Origin of the sequence: Pseudomonas sp. AG1028, assembly GCF_007993955.1 — a bacterium.
In the GTDB taxonomy this organism is placed as follows: Bacteria; Pseudomonadota; Gammaproteobacteria; order Pseudomonadales; family Pseudomonadaceae; genus Aquipseudomonas; species Aquipseudomonas straminea.
Genome location: NZ_VIVP01000007.1, coordinates 181,042 through 197,494 on the forward strand (window position 1 = coordinate 181,042; position 16,453 = coordinate 197,494).

Consider the following 16,453-nt stretch of genomic DNA (forward strand, 5'->3'; position numbering starts at 1 on the left):
TAAAGCCATGACTGATTTGACCACCCGCAACGAATTCATCGCCCGCCACATCGGTCCGCGCGATCAAGACACCGCCGCCATGCTGGAAACCCTGGGTTACAGCGACCTGGAAGCGCTGACCGCCAGCGTCATCCCGGGCAGCATCAAGGGCACCAGCGTGCTGCCGGCCGGCGACGGCCAGAGCGAAGCCGATGCCCTGGCCGCCATCAAGGCCATCGCTAGCAAGAACAAGCTGTTTCGCAACTATATCGGCCAGGGTTACTACGGCACCCATACGCCGTCGCCCATCCTGCGCAACCTGCTGGAAAACCCGGCTTGGTACACCGCCTACACCCCCTACCAGCCAGAAATTTCCCAGGGCCGCCTGGAGTCGCTGCTGAACTTCCAGACCCTGATCAGCGACCTCACCGGCCTGGCGATCGCCAACGCCTCGCTGCTTGACGAGGGCACCGCTGCCGCCGAGGCCATGACCTTCTGCAAGCGCCTGTCGAAGAACAAGGCCGCCAACGCCTTCTTCGCCTCCCGGCATTGCCACCCGCAGACCCTCGACGTGCTGCGCACCCGCGCCGAACCCCTGGGCATCGAAGTGGTGGTGGGTGACGAAGCCGCCATCAGTGACGCCAGTGCCTTCTTCGGCGCCCTGCTGCAATACCCGGCGAGCAATGGCGACATCTTCGACTACCGCGAAGTGGTCGAGCGCTTCCACGCTGCCAATGCCCTGGTCGCCGTTGCCGCCGACCTGCTGGCCCTGACCCTGCTGCAGGCGCCTGGCGAATTCGGCGCCGACGTTGCCCTGGGCAGTGCTCAACGCTTCGGCGTGCCACTGGGCTTCGGCGGCCCGCACGCGGCTTACTTCGCCACCCGTGACGCGTTCAAGCGCGACATGCCGGGGCGCCTGGTTGGCATGTCGGTAGACCGCTTCGGTAACCCGGCCCTGCGCCTGGCCATGCAGACCCGCGAACAGCACATCCGCCGCGAGAAGGCCACCAGCAACATCTGCACCGCCCAGGTGCTGCTCGCCAACATCGCCGCCATGTACGCCGTGTACCACGGCCCACAGGGGCTGACGCGAATTGCCCAGCGCGTCCACCAGTTGACCGTGATTTTCGCCCGCGGCGTGCAGAGCCTTGGCCTTGCTGTCGAGCAGCAGGCGTTCTTCGATACCGTCACTCTGCGTACCGGCGCGCAGACCGCAGCACTGCACAGCAAAGCTCGCGCCGCCAGCATCAACCTGCGTGAAGTGGATGCCGAGCGTCTCGGCCTGTCGTTCGATGAAACCACTACCCAGGCGGATATCGAGCAACTCTGGTCGCTGCTGGCAGACGGCAAGCCAACGCCGGATTTCGCTGCGCTGGCCACCCAGGGCGACAGCAGCCTGCCCGCCGGACAATTGCGCCAATCGGCGATTCTCGAACACCCGGTGTTCAATCGCTACCACTCGGAAACCGAGCTGATGCGCTACCTGCGCAAGCTCGCCGACAAGGACTTGGCGCTGGATCGCAGCATGATCCCGCTGGGCTCCTGCACCATGAAGCTCAACGCGGCCAGCGAGATGATCCCCGTCACTTGGGCCGAGTTCGGCAACCTGCATCCTTTCGCGCCTGCCGAACAGAGCGCCGGTTACCAGCAACTGACCGACGAACTGGAAGCCATGCTCTGCGCCGCCACCGGTTACGACGCCGTGTCGCTGCAACCCAACGCCGGCTCCCAGGGTGAATACGCCGGCCTGCTGGCGATTCGCGCTTATCACCACAGCCGCGGCGACGACAAACGCGACATCTGCCTGATCCCGCAATCGGCCCACGGCACCAACCCGGCCACCGCACACATGGCCGGCATGCGCGTGGTGGTGACCGCCTGCGACGCCCGCGGCAACGTCGACATCGATGACCTGCGCGCCAAGGCCGAGCAGCATCGTGACCAGCTAGCCGCAATCATGATCACCTACCCGTCGACCCACGGCGTGTTCGAGGAAGGCATTCGCGAGATCTGCGCCATCGTCCATGACAACGGCGGCCAGGTGTATATCGACGGCGCCAACATGAACGCCATGGTTGGCCTCTGCGCCCCGGGCAAGTTCGGCGGCGACGTCTCGCACCTGAACCTGCACAAGACCTTCTGCATTCCCCACGGCGGCGGCGGCCCGGGCGTCGGCCCGATTGGCGTGAAGGCCCACCTGGCGCCGTTCCTGCCCGGCCATGGCCACATGGCCCGCAAGGAAGGTGCCGTCAGTGCCGCGCCGTTCGGCAGCGCCAGCATACTGCCGATCACCTGGATGTACATCCGCATGATGGGTGGCACCGGCCTGCGCCTGGCGTCGCAGATGGCGATCCTCAACGCCAACTACATCGCCCGCCGTCTTGAGGAGCACTACCCGGTGCTGTACAGCGGTGAAGGCGGCCTGGTGGCCCACGAATGCATCCTCGACCTGCGCCCGCTGAAAGACAGCAGCGGTATTAGCGTCGACGACGTGGCCAAGCGCCTGATCGACTTCGGCTTCCACGCCCCGACCATGTCCTTCCCGGTGGCCGGCACGCTGATGATCGAGCCGACCGAGAGCGAGTCCAAAGAAGAGCTGGATCGTTTCTGCGACGCCATGATCGCCATTCGCGAAGAAATTCGCGCAGTCGAGCGCGGCCAGTTGAATGCCGACGACAACCCGCTGAAAAACGCCCCACACACCGCCGCCGAACTGGTGGGTGAATGGACGCACCCGTACAGCCGCGAACAGGCGGTCTACCCGACCCGCAGCCTGGTCGACGGCAAGTACTGGCCGCCCGTGGGCCGCGTCGACAACGTGTTCGGCGACCGCAACCTGGTCTGCGCCTGCCCGCCCATCGAGGCCTATCAGGACGCCTGATCCCGCCCCGGCTGCCGACTCGCTCGGCAGCCGCCTCCTCTTCCACGATGCCCGCGCGCTGTCGCGGGCCGCTCACAGCCTCTTACAGGAGAGCGCCATGACCACTGAAATCCTGGCGAAAACCCCACTCCATGCTCTGCACCTGGAACTCGGCGCACGCATGGTGCCGTTCGCCGGCTATGACATGCCGGTGCAGTACCCGCTCGGCGTGATGAAGGAACACCTGCATACCCGTGAAGCCGCCGGCCTGTTCGACGTTTCGCACATGGGGCAGATCATCCTGCGTGGCGCCGGTGCAGCCAAAGCGCTGGAGAGCCTGGTGCCGGTGGATATCATCGACCTGCCGGTCGGCATGCAACGCTATGCCATGTTCACGGATGAAAACGGCGGCATCCTCGACGACCTGATGGTCGCCAACCTGGGCGATGACACCTTGTTCCTGGTGGTCAACGCCGCCTGCAAGCATCAGGATCTGATGCACCTGCAACAGCGCATCGCCAACCAGTGCCAGGTCGAGTCGCGCTTCGAGCGTGCCCTGCTCGCCCTGCAAGGCCCCAAGGCAGTCGAGGTGCTGACCCGCCTGGCGCCGGAAGTCGCCAAAATGACCTTCATGCAGTTCAAGCCCGTGCGCCTGCTCGGCGTCGATTGCTATGTGAGCCGCTCCGGCTACACCGGCGAGGATGGTTTCGAGATTTCCGTACCTGCCAGTCACGCCGAAGCACTGGCGCGCAGCCTGCTGGCCGAGCCGGAGGTGCTGCCCATCGGCCTTGGCGCTCGAGACTCCCTGCGCCTGGAAGCCGGCCTGTGCCTCTACGGCCACGACATGAGCGCCGACACCACGCCCATCGAAGCCAGCCTGCTGTGGGCGATATCCAAGGCACGCCGTACCGACGGCGCGCGCCCCGGCGGCTTTCCGGGCGCGGAGCGGATCTTCGCCCAGCAGCGCGATGGCGTCGCTCGCGAGCGCGTCGGCCTGCTACCCCAGGAGCGTACGCCAGTACGCGAAGGTGCCGAGCTGGTGAATGCCGAGGGCGAAGTCATCGGCCAGGTATGCAGTGGCGGCTTCGGCCCGAGCCTGGGCGCTCCACTGGCCATGGGTTACGTGCCGAGCAGCCATGTCGCCGTGGATAGCGAGGTATGGGCACTGGTGCGCGGCAAGCGCGTCGCCATGAAGGTCGCCAAAACGCCGTTCGTGGTCCAGCGTTACTACCGCGGTTAAGGCTTCGAGGGCGGCGCGCTGCCGCCCTTTTCTCAGTCGGCCTCCAGGCAACTGCGTCGATTGCTGAACACCTCGCGGCGTATATCACGCACATCCACCGACAGGCTCTGAACATCCGGCAGACACTCCAGCAGCGCACGCACGATGGCCATCGACAGCGCTTTCTTCTGCTCGTCCGTACGACCGGCGAGCAGATAGAAGATCACGTGCAGGAAATCCTCCTCGCTGCCGCCGACCGTGAAGTGATCGTAAAGGCTTAGCCGCACCTTCACCTCGCCTTCCTTGAACAAACCGCTGCCCATGGCGGCCGCGTGAACCCTCGTTACCAGTTCTATACCGTCCACGGCTTGCAGCAGGGAGCGGGAACCTTCGATCAGGCAATGTGGCATGGCATTTCTCTTGTTTTGATATTGTCATCCGTTATCGCACAACACAGACGAGCTGGCGAGGCCACGCCCCCACTGCTCCTAAAACATTGCGAACGGGCCTTGCAGAGTACCCTGCCATAACCTGAAAGCCTCTATTCACTAGGCATTGGCTATAGGTGCAGGGTAACGAAACAGCGCACGCGGAAATATCAGGTGATCTTTTCATCAGCTTGCGTTGACAAGCAGATTGGGAGCTGTCGATAATCGCCGCCAATGTTGTATGACAACAAGCCTTATAAAAACAAAAAAGGTCGCACCATGAAGCCAGTCTTCACGTCACCTGCATACCCTCTTCCGGGCAACCGCGCCCGACCCGTCGCGTTCATCTCGTTACCTGCGCGCCACCTATTCGCCGATGGCTAGGGCCTGAGGCAGAGTCCTGCGTGATCGCGCAGGTCTGCGCCCTGTAAAGGGCATTTCCATACCGGCCTCACGGCATGCCGATCATCGATTGGCAGAGGGCGGGCAGTTTAAAAACCGGGAGCACAACAACAATGACCGCACGCAAACTCATCTCGCTGGGCCTGATCGGGGCCGGAACCATGGCCCTGGCCGTGCCGTTCGCCGCCCATGCCGAAGGCTTCGTAGACGATGCCAAGGTATCGCTGAACCTGCGCAACTACTACTTCAACCGTAACTACCTCAACGGTACCGACCCGGTCATCAATGGCGAGCGCCAAGGTCAGGCAGAGGGCTGGACGCAGAGCTTCATTCTCGATGCTCGCTCCGGCTACACCGCTGGCACCGTAGGCTTCGGCATCGATGTACTGGGCCTCTACTCGGTCAAGCTGGACGGCAATGCCAACACCAGCAACAGCGGCCTTCTGCCAGAGCACGGTCCGGCGTCCAATCGCAACGTTCCAGACGACTTCGGGCGTACCGCGGTAGCCGCAAAGGCCAAGATATCCAAAACCGAACTCAAGGTCGGAGAGTGGTTCGCAGTGCTGCCGATCCTGCGCGCCGACGATGGCCGTTCGCTGCCGCAAACCTTCCAGGGCGCGCAGATCACGTCCGCTGAAATCGACGGCCTGACCCTCTTCGGTGGCCAATTCTGGAGAAACAGCCAACGTTTCGATGCCAGCCGCGAAGACATGTCTTATAGCGGTATTTCCGGCGGCAACTTCAACTTTGGCGGCGGCGAGTTCAAGTTCAACGGTAACAATACGCTGGTCGGTCTGTGGCACGCCCGCCTGGAAGACATCTATCAGCAAAGCTACCTGCAACTGACTCACAGCCAGCCTGTTGGAGATTGGGTTCTGGGTGCCAACCTCGGCTACGTAACTGGAAAGGATGAAGGCTCGGCTAAAGCCGGCGACCTGGATAACAAGGTCTATCAGGGCGCCCTGTCGGCCAAGCGCGGCAACAACACCTTCCTCATGGGTTATCAGCGCCTCAGCGGTGACACCAAGTTCATGCGTGTAGACGGCGCCAGCGGCGGTACGCTGGTCAACGACGGCTTCACCACCAGCTTCGACAGCCCTGAAGAGCGCTCCTGGCAGGTTCGTCACGATTACAACTTCGCTGGTCTGGGCATCCCTGGCCTGGTGCTGATGAACCGTTACATGAGTGGCTCGAACATTCACACGTCTGGTCGCAGCGATGCTGAAGAGTGGGCACGCGAATCCGAACTGGCTTACACCGTGCAGGATGGCACCTTCAAGAACCTGAGCATCCGCTGGCGTAACTCCAGCGTCCGCCGCGATGTCGGCCAGGACGCCAGTGAGAACCGCCTGATCTTCAACTACCCGTTGTCGATCCTGTAACACGCATATCGCATCGCTGAACTCCAGTGGCATATCTTGCCCGTCCTAGTGACGGGTTTTTTTATGCCCCGCGAAACGCCCTTGCTCATAAGCTGCAGACGTCTTTGGTTTACACTGCCGCGCCGCGCCTGCCGATAGCTCCACGCCCATGAATGCCACCCAAATCACTCTGCTACGCCAACACCTGACTAACACTCTGATCACCCCACCAAGTGAAACACGCCGCCTGTTTCACGGTCGTGGCCGTTGCTGGGAGGGGCTCGAACACATCACGGTCGACTGGCTGCAAGGCATCGTGCTGGTGTGCCTGTTTCGCGAGCCGCCGGATGATCAGCTAAAAGCCCTGCAGGCCATGCTGCAGCAACTGATCGAGTCGGATGAGTGGCAAGGCAGCGGCGCCCACAGCCTCTTCCTGCAACAGCGCTACCTGCCCGACAGCCCGATGCAGTGTCTGGTTGGCGAGCTGCCCGAAGAGTGGATTATCGAAGAAGACGGCCTGCGCTACCTGCTCGACCTGGGCCGCAAGCAGAACACTGGCCTGTTTCTCGATATGCGCCTGGGACGGCGTTGGGTGCGGGATAACGCTAAGGACCAACGGGTGCTCAACCTGTTCGCCTACACCTGCGGCTTTTCGATCGCTGCGCTGGCTGGCGGTGCCGAGCATGTGGTCAACCTGGACATGGCCAAGGCGGCCCTGGCCCGCGGCCGTGAAAACCACCGCCTCAACGAGCATGACCTGAGCAAGGTGAGCTTTCTCGGCCACGAGCTGTTCAAGTCGTGGGGCAAGGTGAAGCGCCATGGCCCGTACGACCTGATCATCATCGACCCGCCCTCCTTCCAGAAAGGCAGCTTCGCCCTGACCCGCGACTACCAGAAGATCCTGCGCCGGCTGCCCGAACTGCTCAGCCCTGAAGGCTCGGTACTGGCCTGCGTCAACGACCCGGATATCGACAGCGACTTCCTGATCAAGGGCATGGCCAGCGAAGCGCCTGAGTTGCACTTCGAGCGCCGCCTGGACAACCCGCCGGAATTTCCCGACGTGAGCCCTGAAGGCGGGCTCAAGGTGTTGCTGTTCAGGCGCGGTTGAACCAGTCCCAAAGCCCCAGGGAGAAGTTGGAAAACAGGTTGATGCCTAGTGCGGACTTGATCAGGTAGAGGAACAGCAGGCCAATCGCCAGGGAGACCATCAGGAACAGGCTCATGCCCAGCGCCTTGGCGGTCAGCGATAGCTCCTGCTGAGCGCGCGTCAGGTCACGGCGGTTGCGACCGGCCAGAAACACGAAGTAGTAGCGCCAGCGCCATATCCTCAATGTCCCGCGCAGGTCGACGGGGTGGCTGCCCCACTGCCGTGCACCGAAGGCCACTTTGAGCGCGGCGAGCTGCTCAGCGCTGAAGGAGTCGCGCAGGTCTTCAGGCAAGCGCTCCTTGAGGCCGATGATGAAAGCGTCTTTATCATTCACGGTCATGTTTTCCACTCTCAGAATTCGGCGTACACAGATTATCAGCGCCTAACGAAAACGGGCCCCGTCACCAGTGATGACGGGGCCCGCCTGATTCGCTCGTCAAGGCTCAGCGCGAGGCAAATGCCGCACAGAAACCACTGACGTTGTCGACGCCGCAGATGTGATTGACCGAGGTCATCAGCATCTGGCTCGGCGTGGCCTGGAAGTCCACCGACATCATCACGCTCAGAGCGGTGATGGTGACGATGGAGAACACGAACAGCTTGCGTGCCCAGACCTTGTCATCGACGGCCTTGTAACCCGACACCCCCATCCACAACCAGTAGGCACCGCTGACTGCCGCTACCACGAAGTAGCTGTAGCCGGCATAACCACTGATGGTCAGCATCAGGGTGGCGACCAGGAACGCGGCGATGTACAGGACGATGCTGCGCTTGGCAGCAGGAACGCCCTTGATCACGGGCAACACCGGAATGTTGGCGGCCTGGTAGTCGTTGAAACGAAAGATGGCGATAGCGTACGAGTGGGGCATCTGCCAGAGGCTGAAGATCAGCAGCAGAATCGCTGCCCCCATGTCGAACTCGTTGCTTACAGCGCAATAGCCCACAACAGGCGGAGCGGCGCCCGACAGACTGCCAACCAGGGTTCCATAAACCGAATTGCGCTTGAGGTACAGGCTGTACAGCCCGACGTACACGACGAAGCCCATGAGGACCAAGGCGACCGCAAGCAGATTCGTGGCTTTATAGAGCAAGGCAACGCCTGCAATCCCGAGGATGCAGGCGTAAACGATGGCATGAGTCGGCGGAACCAGGCCTTTTACCAGCACCCTGTTCTTGGTCCGCTCCATCTTTTCATCGATGTCCATATCGATGTAGTTGTTGAACACGCAACCGGAAGCAATCACCAGAGCGACGCCGAATGCTGTTGCCAGGAACAGCATCAGGTCGATATCCCCCTTCGAAGCCAGGAAGAAACCACCGGCCACGGAAATCATGTTCCCGAAGACGATGCCCGGCTTGGTCAGGAGCAGGTATTGCTTGAACATCAGGCTGCTCTCTTTTAATTGGCCATCATGTAGTAGTGCATGCTCCAGATGATCCAGATGGAGAGCGCTACGACGATGATGGTGATCAGGATGGTGAACACGAAAGCAACCGTGTTCCAACGCTGAGCGGACGAAGTGTTCATGTGCAGGAAGTACACCAAGTGCACATAGATCTGCACGACCGCGAACGCGACGATGGTGAACAGCGTGGCCGCTTTCGACATGACGGGGTTCATCACGATCGCGAACGGGATCACGGTGAGGATCACCGACAGCACGAAGCCGACGACGTAATCCTTGGTGCTGCCATGGCTTGCGCCAGCGGCAGAGTGGTGATCATGAGCCATTACAGAGCCCCCATCAGGTAAACAACGGTAAACACGCAGATCCAGACCACATCGAGGAAGTGCCAGAACAGGCTCAGGCAGCTCAGGCGCGTCTGGGTGACCGGAGTCAGGCCACGGCTGGCGACCTGGTGCATCATCACGGCCATCCACAACAGGCCGGCACTGACGTGCAGACCATGGGTGCCGACCAGCGTGAAGAATGCCGACCAGTAGGCGCTGACCTGTGGCGCGGCGCCTTCATGGATCAGGTGGTGGAACTCGTACAGCTCGATCGAGATGAACACCAGGCCGAACAGGAAGGTCGCGGCGAGCCAGGACAACACTTTGCCCTTGTCGCCACGGTACATGGCCAGCATGGCCATGCCGTAGGTGATACTGGAGAACAGCAGGGCGAAGGTTTCGACCAGAACCAGCTTCAGGTCGATCAGATCCTTCGGAGTAGGCCCGCCGGCGTACGCGGTGCTGAGCACCGCGAAGCCTGCAAAGATACTCGCGAACAGGATGCAGTCGGTCATCAGGTAAATCCAGAACCCGAAGACCTTCATTTCACCCGCGTCGTGGTGATGCTCGTGCTCATGATCATCGTCATGAGCGGCGTGGTTGCTCAAAACTTCACTGGACATGGTTTACGCCTGCTTAGCCTTTGCTTGAATGTGTGCATTCTCGATGCGCTCGATCTCATCGGGCTGCACGTAGTAATCGACGTCTGTGTTGTAGCTGTTGCGAATCAGAACGGCGAAAGTACCTACGAAGCTCAATGCAGCCAGCCACCAGATATGCCAGATCAGGGCGAAGCCGAAGGCCAGCGCGCCAATGGACATGATCAAGCCAACGCCGGTGTTCTTCGGCATGTGGATCGGAGAGTACTTGCTAGGCGCAGGCTTGAGGCCGTCACGCTTCTGCTCGTGGAACTCGTCGATACGGTCAGCATGCGGAGTAACGGCGAAGTTGTAGAACGGAGGTGGCGAGGAAGTCGACCACTCCAGGGTACGGGCGTCCCACGGGTCGCCAGTCACGTCGGCCAGTTCCTTGCGCTTGATGATCGACACAGCGAACTGGATCAGGGTGCACAGGATACCGATACCGATCAGCACGGCGCCGAAAACGGCCACGTACAGCCACGGTTCCCACTCAGGGTTGGTGGTGCTGTTCAGGCGACGGGTCATGCCCATGAAGCCCAGTACGTACAGCGGCATGAAGGCGAAGTAGAAGCCGACGATCCAGAACCAGAAGGACGCCTTGCCCCAGCCTTCGTGCAGTTTGAAGCCGAACGCTTTCGGGAACCAGAAGGTGATACCGGCCATATAGCCGAATACCGCACCGCCGATGATCACGTTGTGGAAGTGGGCGATCAGGAACAGGCTGTTGTGCAGCAGGAAGTCAGCACCCGGAACGGCCAGCAGTACGCCGGTCATACCACCGATGGAGAAGGTGATGATGAAGCCCAGGGTCCAGAGGATCGGCGAAGTGAACTCCAGACGACCGCGGTACATGGTGAACAGCCAGGTGAAGATCTTCACACCGGTCGGAATGGCGATAATCATCGTCGCGATACCGAAGAAGGCGTTGACGCTGGCGCCAGAACCCATGGTGAAGAAGTGGTGCAGCCATACCACGAACGACAGTACGGTGATCGCCACGGTAGCCCAGACCATCGAGGCGTAACCGAACAGACGCTTGCGTGCGAACACTGCAGTGACTTCGGAGAACACACCGAAAGCCGGCAGGATCAGGATGTACACCTCAGGGTGGCCCCAGGCCCACAGGAGGTTGACGTACATCATCGGGTTGCCACCTGCTTCGTTGGTGAAGAAGTGGAAATCCAGGTAACGGTCCAGAGTCAGCATGCCGAGTACGGCTGTCAGGATCGGGAACGCGCCGCAGATGATCACGCTGGTGCACAGGATGGTCCAGGTGAAGATCGGCATTTTCATCAGGGTCATGCCAGGGGCACGCATCTTGATGATGGTCACGAAGAAGTTGACACCGGTGAGCAGCGTACCGATACCAGATATCTGCAGCGCCCATATGTAGTAGTCGACCCCGACCCCCGGACTGTACTCGATCCCCGACAATGGCGGATATGCGACCCAGCCGGTCATGGCGAACTCACCCACGAACAAGGAGATGTTGGTCAGCAGCACGCCAACCACGAACAGCCAGAAGCTCAGCGAGTTCAGGAACGGGAAGGCAACGTCGCGCGCACCGATCTGCAGCGGCGTGACGATGTTCATCAGACCGACCACCAGTGGCATGGCCACGAAGAAGATCATGATCGTACCGTGAGCGGTGAAGATCTGATCATAGTGGTGCGGTGGCAGATAGCCTTCGGAGCCACCCGTGGCGATCGCCAGCTGGGTACGCATCATGATTGCGTCAGCGAAGCCACGCAGCAGCATGACCAGGGCGACGAGAATGTACATCACGCCGATTTTCTTGTGGTCGACCGAGGTCAGCCACTCGTGCCACAGGTAGCCCCACTTCTTGAAGTAGGTCAGGGCACCGACCAGCCCGAGACCACCCAGAACCACCGCAATCATGGTGACTACAAGGATGGGCTCGTGCAGGGGTATTGCATCTAGTGTCAGCTTTCCGAACATCGTTTATTCCTCCGCACCTGAAGCGTGCGCGGCTTCGCTCACAGGGTTGCTCTTGTAATCGATGTACTGGCCGAGGATCTGCCGGAACAGACCTGGCTGAGCATTGAAGTACTCGACTGGGTTGTTTTCACTCGGTTTGGCGAGCATCTGATAGCTGCCGTTGAAGTCCAGAGTGTTGGGCGACTGCTTGGCCTTGGCGACCCACTGGTCGAACTCTTCCTGGCTGGTCGCATGGGTCTGGAACTTCATGCCGGAGAAACCGTGACCGCTGTAGTTACCGGACAGGCCGAAGAACTCACCCTCTTCGTTGGCGATCAGGTGCAGTTGGGTGCGCATACCGCCCATGGCGTAGACCATGCCGCCGAGCTGCGGGATGAAGAAGGTGTTCATCACGGTCTGCGAAGTGATCTGGAAGCTGATCGGCGTGTTGGCCGGGATGTACAGCTCATTGACCGAAGCGACACCTTGCTCCGGGTAGATGAATAGCCATTTCCAGTCCAGCGAAACCACTTCAACGGTCAGCGGCTTGTTCTCGTGCTCAAGGGGCTTGTAGGGGTCGAGCGAGTGGGTGGTCTTCCAGGTGATCACCGCCAGCACGATGATGATCACGCAAGGGACGCCCCAGACGATGGCCTCGATCTTGTGCGAGTGAGCCCACTCAGGCGCGTAGGTCGCGTCCTTGTTCGAGGAGCGATAGCGCCAGGCGAACAGAATGGTCATGAAAATGACGGGTACCACCACGATCAGCATCAGCAGAGTGGCGGTAATGATCAGGTTGCGCTGCTCAATGCCGATTTGGCCTTTCGAATCGAAAAGAACCCAGTCGCAGCCACTCAGGGAGACGGCCACGACAATCGTCAGAAGCGTGCGGAACAAGCGGTGGTACTTCTCTTCTCTCATTTCACGACCTTCAGCAAAGTGATATCCCACATAGCGTTCTGTTCAGCCTGACGACGCCCAATACAGCAGGGCATGCCAGGAAAACGATGCGCCGAGGCACCGAAATCGTTTCAGCTTCGAAACTACTAAACGGAGGGGGCGACATTTTCGGTTACGCGGCCGAAAAAACCAACCGCATAACGACGATGGGCCTACAAATAGTCGGGGTGTACTAGCCGCCCCGCCCTGCCCCGACCCTGCCAAACCAGCCGCAATCCAGCAGCTGGCAACAGCTCGCTCAACTCGCAAAGCCCCACATGATCACCGCTACAGCCAGAGAGCGAGAGATCGCCTAGAGGCCGAGCGCGAATTACCGGAAGCGTTGCGATATATAATAGTGGCTCATATCGGCGCATTTGCGCGTCAATATGTCGCACAGCAGTAACCCCAAAAAAACTATGGATTACTGCGATGAATCAAGAATCCTCTTTCGCCTGCCAGTCGCAGTAGCACCCCACCGCCATGGTGTTGGCCGCCGAGACGCTGCGGTTGGCCGACAGCGCGTCGAGAATCGGCTCGACGAAACTGTTCGATGAGTTGCACACCAGCCCCTCGCTGTACGGGCCGGCATAGGCCAGGTTGCCCTTCTGATCCCAGATGGCGATGGCCGGGCTGGCCGGAATCGATTCCATGCCTTCGATGGATTCCAGAGGCGTCAGCTTGCCGCGCAGAAACGGCAGCATCTCGCCTTTGCTGCCCGGCTTCTGCACGCTGTAGAACTCGACGCCGGAAAACCGGTACAGGCCGATCAGGTAATTGAGGTGAGCGTCGGTTTCCTTGTGGCAGGGGCATTGCGGGTCCCAGAAGTGCACCACACGAATCTTGCCCGGCCCAGCCAGCTCAGCGGGCAGCTTGAGGCCGCCGCCCTGGAAGAACACCGCCTGCTGCTCCTGATCACCAAAAGGCCGCAGGTACGATACCCCGAAGCGGCTCCACGCCCAGGCCGCCATGGCTACGACGATGACCAGCGCCACCAGACACAGGCTCAACAAGAAGCGCTTGGACGGTGCGGCCTGCTCCTGACTCATCGCTCGGAATCCTGCCCGTACTTGATGCGGAACTGCTTTTCCATTTCCTTGCAGCTGTCGGTGGCAAAAGCACGGGAGGTGGGCGTGGCCGACGGGTCGTTGGCCTTGACCCAGCAGGCCTGAATGGCGCGCTGTTCGTTGGCCTGCACGTCAGCCGTCTGCTCACGGGTGATGGCATAGATGATGATGCCGAACACCAGCACGATAAAACCCAGGCCCAGCAGGGTCAGCCACAGACAACCACCGCGCTTGCCGCTGTCAAACTGCTCGGGGGATCGATTAAGTGCCTTGTCGTCGCTCATGTTCTAGCCCTGCCTGAGAGGGTGCGCAACATAGCATTTTTGCCCATCCCGAGGCAGAGGCCAAAAAGCACATATAAAAAATACGGGAATAGCCCTCCCCTGCCTTTTCAGCCCGCCAGACCGGCGGATGCAGGTTTTCTGGCGCTAGTGGCAGGCCGGCTTTAGTCGAGTCTCGACATACCCCGTTACGAGGCGTTGCCGCTTGTCCGTGAGCACCGCTGTGCGCCTCCAGCCGGGGCATGGGACCGCAACATGGCGTTCCATGAACAGGCGGCATACATGGAGGCGGCGAATTTCTGGTCAAACCTATTGCGGTGATCTTCACTCATACCTGTGAGGGCTGAATTGAATGGCAATTGCCGCACAATCCAGGCTGATCAGCTCTCGGATATCTCATGCCGGCGCGATGCTGGAGCCAGAGGAGAAGAGTCATGATCAATCACATTTGGGGGTTGCTGTCCAATCCGGGCCGCGAGTGGCGCAACATCGACCGGGAAAGGGAAAGCATCACCAACCTTTATGCACGACACGTTCTGCTGATGGCACTCATCCCCGTCGTCAGCGCTTTCATCGGTACCACCCAGATCGGCTGGCAACTGGGCGGTGATGCGTACCAGGTGGCGGTACCGACCGCGGCAGTGCTGGGCATCGTGTTCTACATCCTGATGCTGATCGGCGTGGCGATCATGGGTAACGTCATCCACTGGATGTCCGACTCCTTCGCCAGCCGCCCGAGCCGCAGCCGCTGCATCATCTTCGCCGGCTATGTGGCCACGCCACTGTTCATCGCCGGCATCGCGCTGCTCTATCCGAAAGCCTGGCTACTGCTGATTGTTGGCATCATCGCCCTGGCGTACAGCGCACGCCTGCTCTACGTGGGCATGCCGGCGTTCCTGCGCATCCCGGTCAACGAGGGGCTGACCATCTCCGGCGGCACCCTGGCCATCGGCGTGCTGGTACTGGAACTGTTGCTGGCCCTGACCGTGGCGCTGTGGGGCCTGGGCTTCAATGACTATGCGGTGAGCTGGTCACTGTTCCGCTAACCCACTGCTCCATAGAAAAACCCGCCATTGGCGGGTTTTTCTATTTATGCACGTACATCATAGGAACCAGCGGTACTCGCGGGCATTGATATGCTCCATGAACGCCAGATGATCCTGGCGCTTGTTCTCGCAGTAGACCATCACGAACTCCTCGCCCAGCCCGGCATTTACTGCTGGGTGATGACGCATCTGCGCCACCGCGCCAAGCATGTCCATGGGAAAGTCGATACCGCTCTGACGATTCTTGTTCAGCGGCTCGATGGGCTCGGCGCGCTGTTCCAGGCCATGCTCCATGGCCGAAAGGATGGCCGCCAGCACCAGGTATGGGTTGGCATCGGCTCCGGCCAGGCGATGCTCGATGCGCAGGTTGCGGGCGTCGGAGTCGGGAATTCGCACGCAGGCATCGCGATCCTCGTAACCCCAGCTGGCACGGCTGGCGGCGTTCACCCGCGAGCCGTAGCGGCGATAGGCGTTGTGGTGCGGCGCGAAAATCGGCATGCAGTGCGGCAGCCAGTCCAGGCAACCGGCCACGGCGTGGCGCAGCGGCTGGCCATCATCCGGCGCCAGCAGGTTATCGCCTTGCCCGTCATATAGACTCACGTGCACGTGCATGCCGCTACCCGGCGCATCCAGGTAAGGCTTACTCATGAAGCTCGCCCGATGACCATGCTTGAGCGCCACGCCGCGGGTCAGACGGGTGAACAATGCCGCCCAGTCGGCCGCCTGCAGGCCATCCTCGCAATGGCCGAAATTGATCTCGAACTGCCCGGGGCCGATCTCTGCGGTGATTACGTTGGCGTCGATGCCCTGCTCATTGGCCACCTCGACGATCTCGTGCAGCACCGGGGAGAACCGCGACAGACGCTCGATATGCAGGTTGGGCTGGTCGTCCTCGTCGCCGCACAACGGGTCGCGGGGGAATTGCGGCAAACCGTCCTTCAGCGCCCGGTCGAACAGATAGAACTCCAGCTCGAAAGCCACCACCGGATGAATGCCCTTGGCCGCCAGGCGCGCCAGCACGCGGGCCAGCACTTCCCGGGGCTCGAACTCGATGGGCGATTCGGTGCCGTCCGAGCTGATCAGCATCTGCCCCAGAGGCTGCTGCTCCCACCGCACGGGTTTCAGCGTGCCGGGAATCAGCCGCCGCGTGGCATCCGGGTCACCGTCATTGAAGCAATAGTCGCCGATCTCGTGCAGGCCGCCCTGGGCACCCAGCAGTACGCAGTTCTGCGGCAGCTTGAGCAGGCTGCCAGCGGCGACCTTCTCGAGCATGTCGATGGGGTAGCGCTTGCCGTAGAAATGCCCGGGGATGTCCAGACAGATCAGATCGACATAACGCACGTCGGGGTATGCGGCGCGAAAGGCGCGGACTTCGTCGGACAGGCTGGTGAAGGTCATGTGTGATTTCCCGTG

Annotated in this window: 15 protein-coding genes; 5 read left to right on the plus strand and 10 right to left on the minus strand. The window is 60.9% G+C overall.

Annotated elements, in window-relative coordinates; genetic code table 11:
• The first annotated feature begins 7 nt into the window (after nucleotides 1–7).
• Together gcvP and gcvT are read left to right on the plus strand one after the other, a co-directional pair.
• Nucleotides 8–2,860 carry an aminomethyl-transferring glycine dehydrogenase gene (gene gcvP / locus FB481_RS13475; RefSeq protein WP_093505816.1) on the plus strand — a complete coding sequence of 951 codons (2,853 nt, stop codon included), beginning with the start codon at nucleotides 8–10 and terminating at the stop codon, nucleotides 2,858–2,860.
• 97 nt (nucleotides 2,861–2,957) lie between these two features.
• Entirely contained in the window at nucleotides 2,958–4,079 is a 1,122-nt protein-coding gene (gene gcvT / locus FB481_RS13480; RefSeq protein WP_147176730.1) for a glycine cleavage system aminomethyltransferase GcvT, read from the plus strand.
• A gap of 32 nt (nucleotides 4,080–4,111) precedes the next feature.
• On the opposite strand, the gene FB481_RS13485 is transcribed toward gcvT, so the two are convergent.
• On the minus strand, nucleotides 4,112–4,468 hold the full coding sequence (locus FB481_RS13485) for a 5-carboxymethyl-2-hydroxymuconate Delta-isomerase (RefSeq protein ID WP_093505812.1): 357 nt from the start codon (nucleotides 4,466–4,468) through the stop codon (nucleotides 4,112–4,114).
• 533 nt (nucleotides 4,469–5,001) lie between these two features.
• Between FB481_RS13485 and FB481_RS13490 the strand changes: the two genes are divergently transcribed.
• Complete coding sequence (locus FB481_RS13490; RefSeq protein WP_147176731.1) at nucleotides 5,002–6,270, plus strand: OprD family porin; 1,269 nt, start codon at nucleotides 5,002–5,004, stop codon at nucleotides 6,268–6,270.
• A gap of 148 nt (nucleotides 6,271–6,418) precedes the next feature.
• Nucleotides 6,419–7,357 carry a class I SAM-dependent methyltransferase gene (locus FB481_RS13495; protein ID WP_147176732.1) on the plus strand — a complete coding sequence of 313 codons (939 nt, stop codon included), beginning with the start codon at nucleotides 6,419–6,421 and terminating at the stop codon, nucleotides 7,355–7,357.
• On the opposite strand, the gene FB481_RS13500 is transcribed toward FB481_RS13495, so the two are convergent.
• The 8 genes from FB481_RS13500 to FB481_RS13535 all read right to left on the minus strand — a co-directional run bounded on the left by FB481_RS13500 (nucleotide 7,344) and on the right by FB481_RS13535 (nucleotide 13,997).
• Complete coding sequence (locus FB481_RS13500) at nucleotides 7,344–7,736, minus strand: 3-phosphoshikimate 1-carboxyvinyltransferase (RefSeq protein WP_093505806.1); 393 nt, start codon at nucleotides 7,734–7,736, stop codon at nucleotides 7,344–7,346. The two genes, FB481_RS13495 and FB481_RS13500, sit on opposite strands and share 14 nt — an antisense overlap.
• A 103-nt stretch (nucleotides 7,737–7,839) precedes the next feature.
• Nucleotides 7,840–8,784, minus strand: coding sequence for a heme o synthase (gene cyoE, locus FB481_RS13505; protein ID WP_208604546.1), 945 nt, complete (start codon nucleotides 8,782–8,784; stop codon nucleotides 7,840–7,842).
• Between the two features lie 11 nt (nucleotides 8,785–8,795).
• A complete protein-coding gene (locus FB481_RS13510) occupies nucleotides 8,796–9,128 on the minus strand; it encodes a cytochrome o ubiquinol oxidase subunit IV (protein ID WP_013790124.1) in 333 nt (110 codons plus the stop codon).
• Nucleotides 9,128–9,751, minus strand: coding sequence for a cytochrome o ubiquinol oxidase subunit III (cyoC, locus tag FB481_RS13515; protein ID WP_093505804.1), 624 nt, complete (start codon nucleotides 9,749–9,751; stop codon nucleotides 9,128–9,130). The genes FB481_RS13510 and cyoC overlap by 1 nt, the downstream gene beginning before the upstream one ends.
• A gap of 3 nt (nucleotides 9,752–9,754) precedes the next feature.
• A complete protein-coding gene (cyoB, locus tag FB481_RS13520) occupies nucleotides 9,755–11,728 on the minus strand; it encodes a cytochrome o ubiquinol oxidase subunit I (protein WP_093505802.1) in 1,974 nt (657 codons plus the stop codon).
• Between the two features lie 3 nt (nucleotides 11,729–11,731).
• Entirely contained in the window at nucleotides 11,732–12,628 is an 897-nt protein-coding gene (gene cyoA / locus FB481_RS13525) for a ubiquinol oxidase subunit II (protein WP_093505800.1), read from the minus strand.
• Between the two features lie 455 nt (nucleotides 12,629–13,083).
• A complete protein-coding gene (locus tag FB481_RS13530; RefSeq protein ID WP_093505798.1) occupies nucleotides 13,084–13,695 on the minus strand; it encodes a DUF6436 domain-containing protein in 612 nt (203 codons plus the stop codon).
• On the minus strand, nucleotides 13,692–13,997 hold the full coding sequence (locus FB481_RS13535) for a hypothetical protein (RefSeq protein ID WP_147176733.1): 306 nt from the start codon (nucleotides 13,995–13,997) through the stop codon (nucleotides 13,692–13,694). Before FB481_RS13535 ends, FB481_RS13530 begins: the two co-directional genes overlap by 4 nt.
• 431 nt (nucleotides 13,998–14,428) lie before the next feature.
• Between FB481_RS13535 and FB481_RS13540 the strand changes: the two genes are divergently transcribed.
• A complete protein-coding gene (locus FB481_RS13540) occupies nucleotides 14,429–15,040 on the plus strand; it encodes a Yip1 family protein (protein ID WP_178109882.1) in 612 nt (203 codons plus the stop codon).
• 57 nt (nucleotides 15,041–15,097) lie between these two features.
• Here FB481_RS13540 and FB481_RS13545 read toward each other — a convergent pair whose 3' ends face one another.
• On the minus strand, nucleotides 15,098–16,438 hold the full coding sequence (locus FB481_RS13545; RefSeq protein ID WP_093505794.1) for a glutamine synthetase family protein: 1,341 nt from the start codon (nucleotides 16,436–16,438) through the stop codon (nucleotides 15,098–15,100).
• Nucleotides 16,439–16,453: the final 15 nt, after the last annotated feature.

Bases quoted from the DNA above. Each gene is read 5' to 3' on its own strand.
- gcvP (WP_093505816.1), top strand. From the start codon at position 8: ATGACTGATTTGACCACCCGCAACGAATTCATCGCCCGCCACATCGGT.
- FB481_RS13500 (WP_093505806.1), bottom strand. From the start codon at position 7,736: ATGACCGTGAATGATAAAGACGCTTTCATCATCGGCCTCAAGGAGCGC.
- FB481_RS13540 (WP_178109882.1), top strand. From the start codon at position 14,429: ATGATCAATCACATTTGGGGGTTGCTGTCCAATCCGGGCCGCGAGTGG.
- FB481_RS13535 (WP_147176733.1), bottom strand. From the start codon at position 13,997: ATGAGCGACGACAAGGCACTTAATCGATCCCCCGAGCAGTTTGACAGC.
- FB481_RS13510 (WP_013790124.1), bottom strand. From the start codon at position 9,128: ATGGCTCATGATCACCACTCTGCCGCTGGCGCAAGCCATGGCAGCACC.
- FB481_RS13485 (WP_093505812.1), bottom strand. From the start codon at position 4,468: ATGCCACATTGCCTGATCGAAGGTTCCCGCTCCCTGCTGCAAGCCGTG.
- FB481_RS13490 (WP_147176731.1), top strand. From the start codon at position 5,002: ATGACCGCACGCAAACTCATCTCGCTGGGCCTGATCGGGGCCGGAACC.
- FB481_RS13545 (WP_093505794.1), bottom strand. From the start codon at position 16,438: ATGACCTTCACCAGCCTGTCCGACGAAGTCCGCGCCTTTCGCGCCGCA.
- gcvT (WP_147176730.1), top strand. From the start codon at position 2,958: ATGACCACTGAAATCCTGGCGAAAACCCCACTCCATGCTCTGCACCTG.
- cyoC (WP_093505804.1), bottom strand. From the start codon at position 9,751: ATGTCCAGTGAAGTTTTGAGCAACCACGCCGCTCATGACGATGATCAT.
- cyoB (WP_093505802.1), bottom strand. From the start codon at position 11,728: ATGTTCGGAAAGCTGACACTAGATGCAATACCCCTGCACGAGCCCATC.
- FB481_RS13495 (WP_147176732.1), top strand. From the start codon at position 6,419: ATGAATGCCACCCAAATCACTCTGCTACGCCAACACCTGACTAACACT.
- cyoA (WP_093505800.1), bottom strand. From the start codon at position 12,628: ATGAGAGAAGAGAAGTACCACCGCTTGTTCCGCACGCTTCTGACGATT.
- FB481_RS13530 (WP_093505798.1), bottom strand. From the start codon at position 13,695: ATGAGTCAGGAGCAGGCCGCACCGTCCAAGCGCTTCTTGTTGAGCCTG.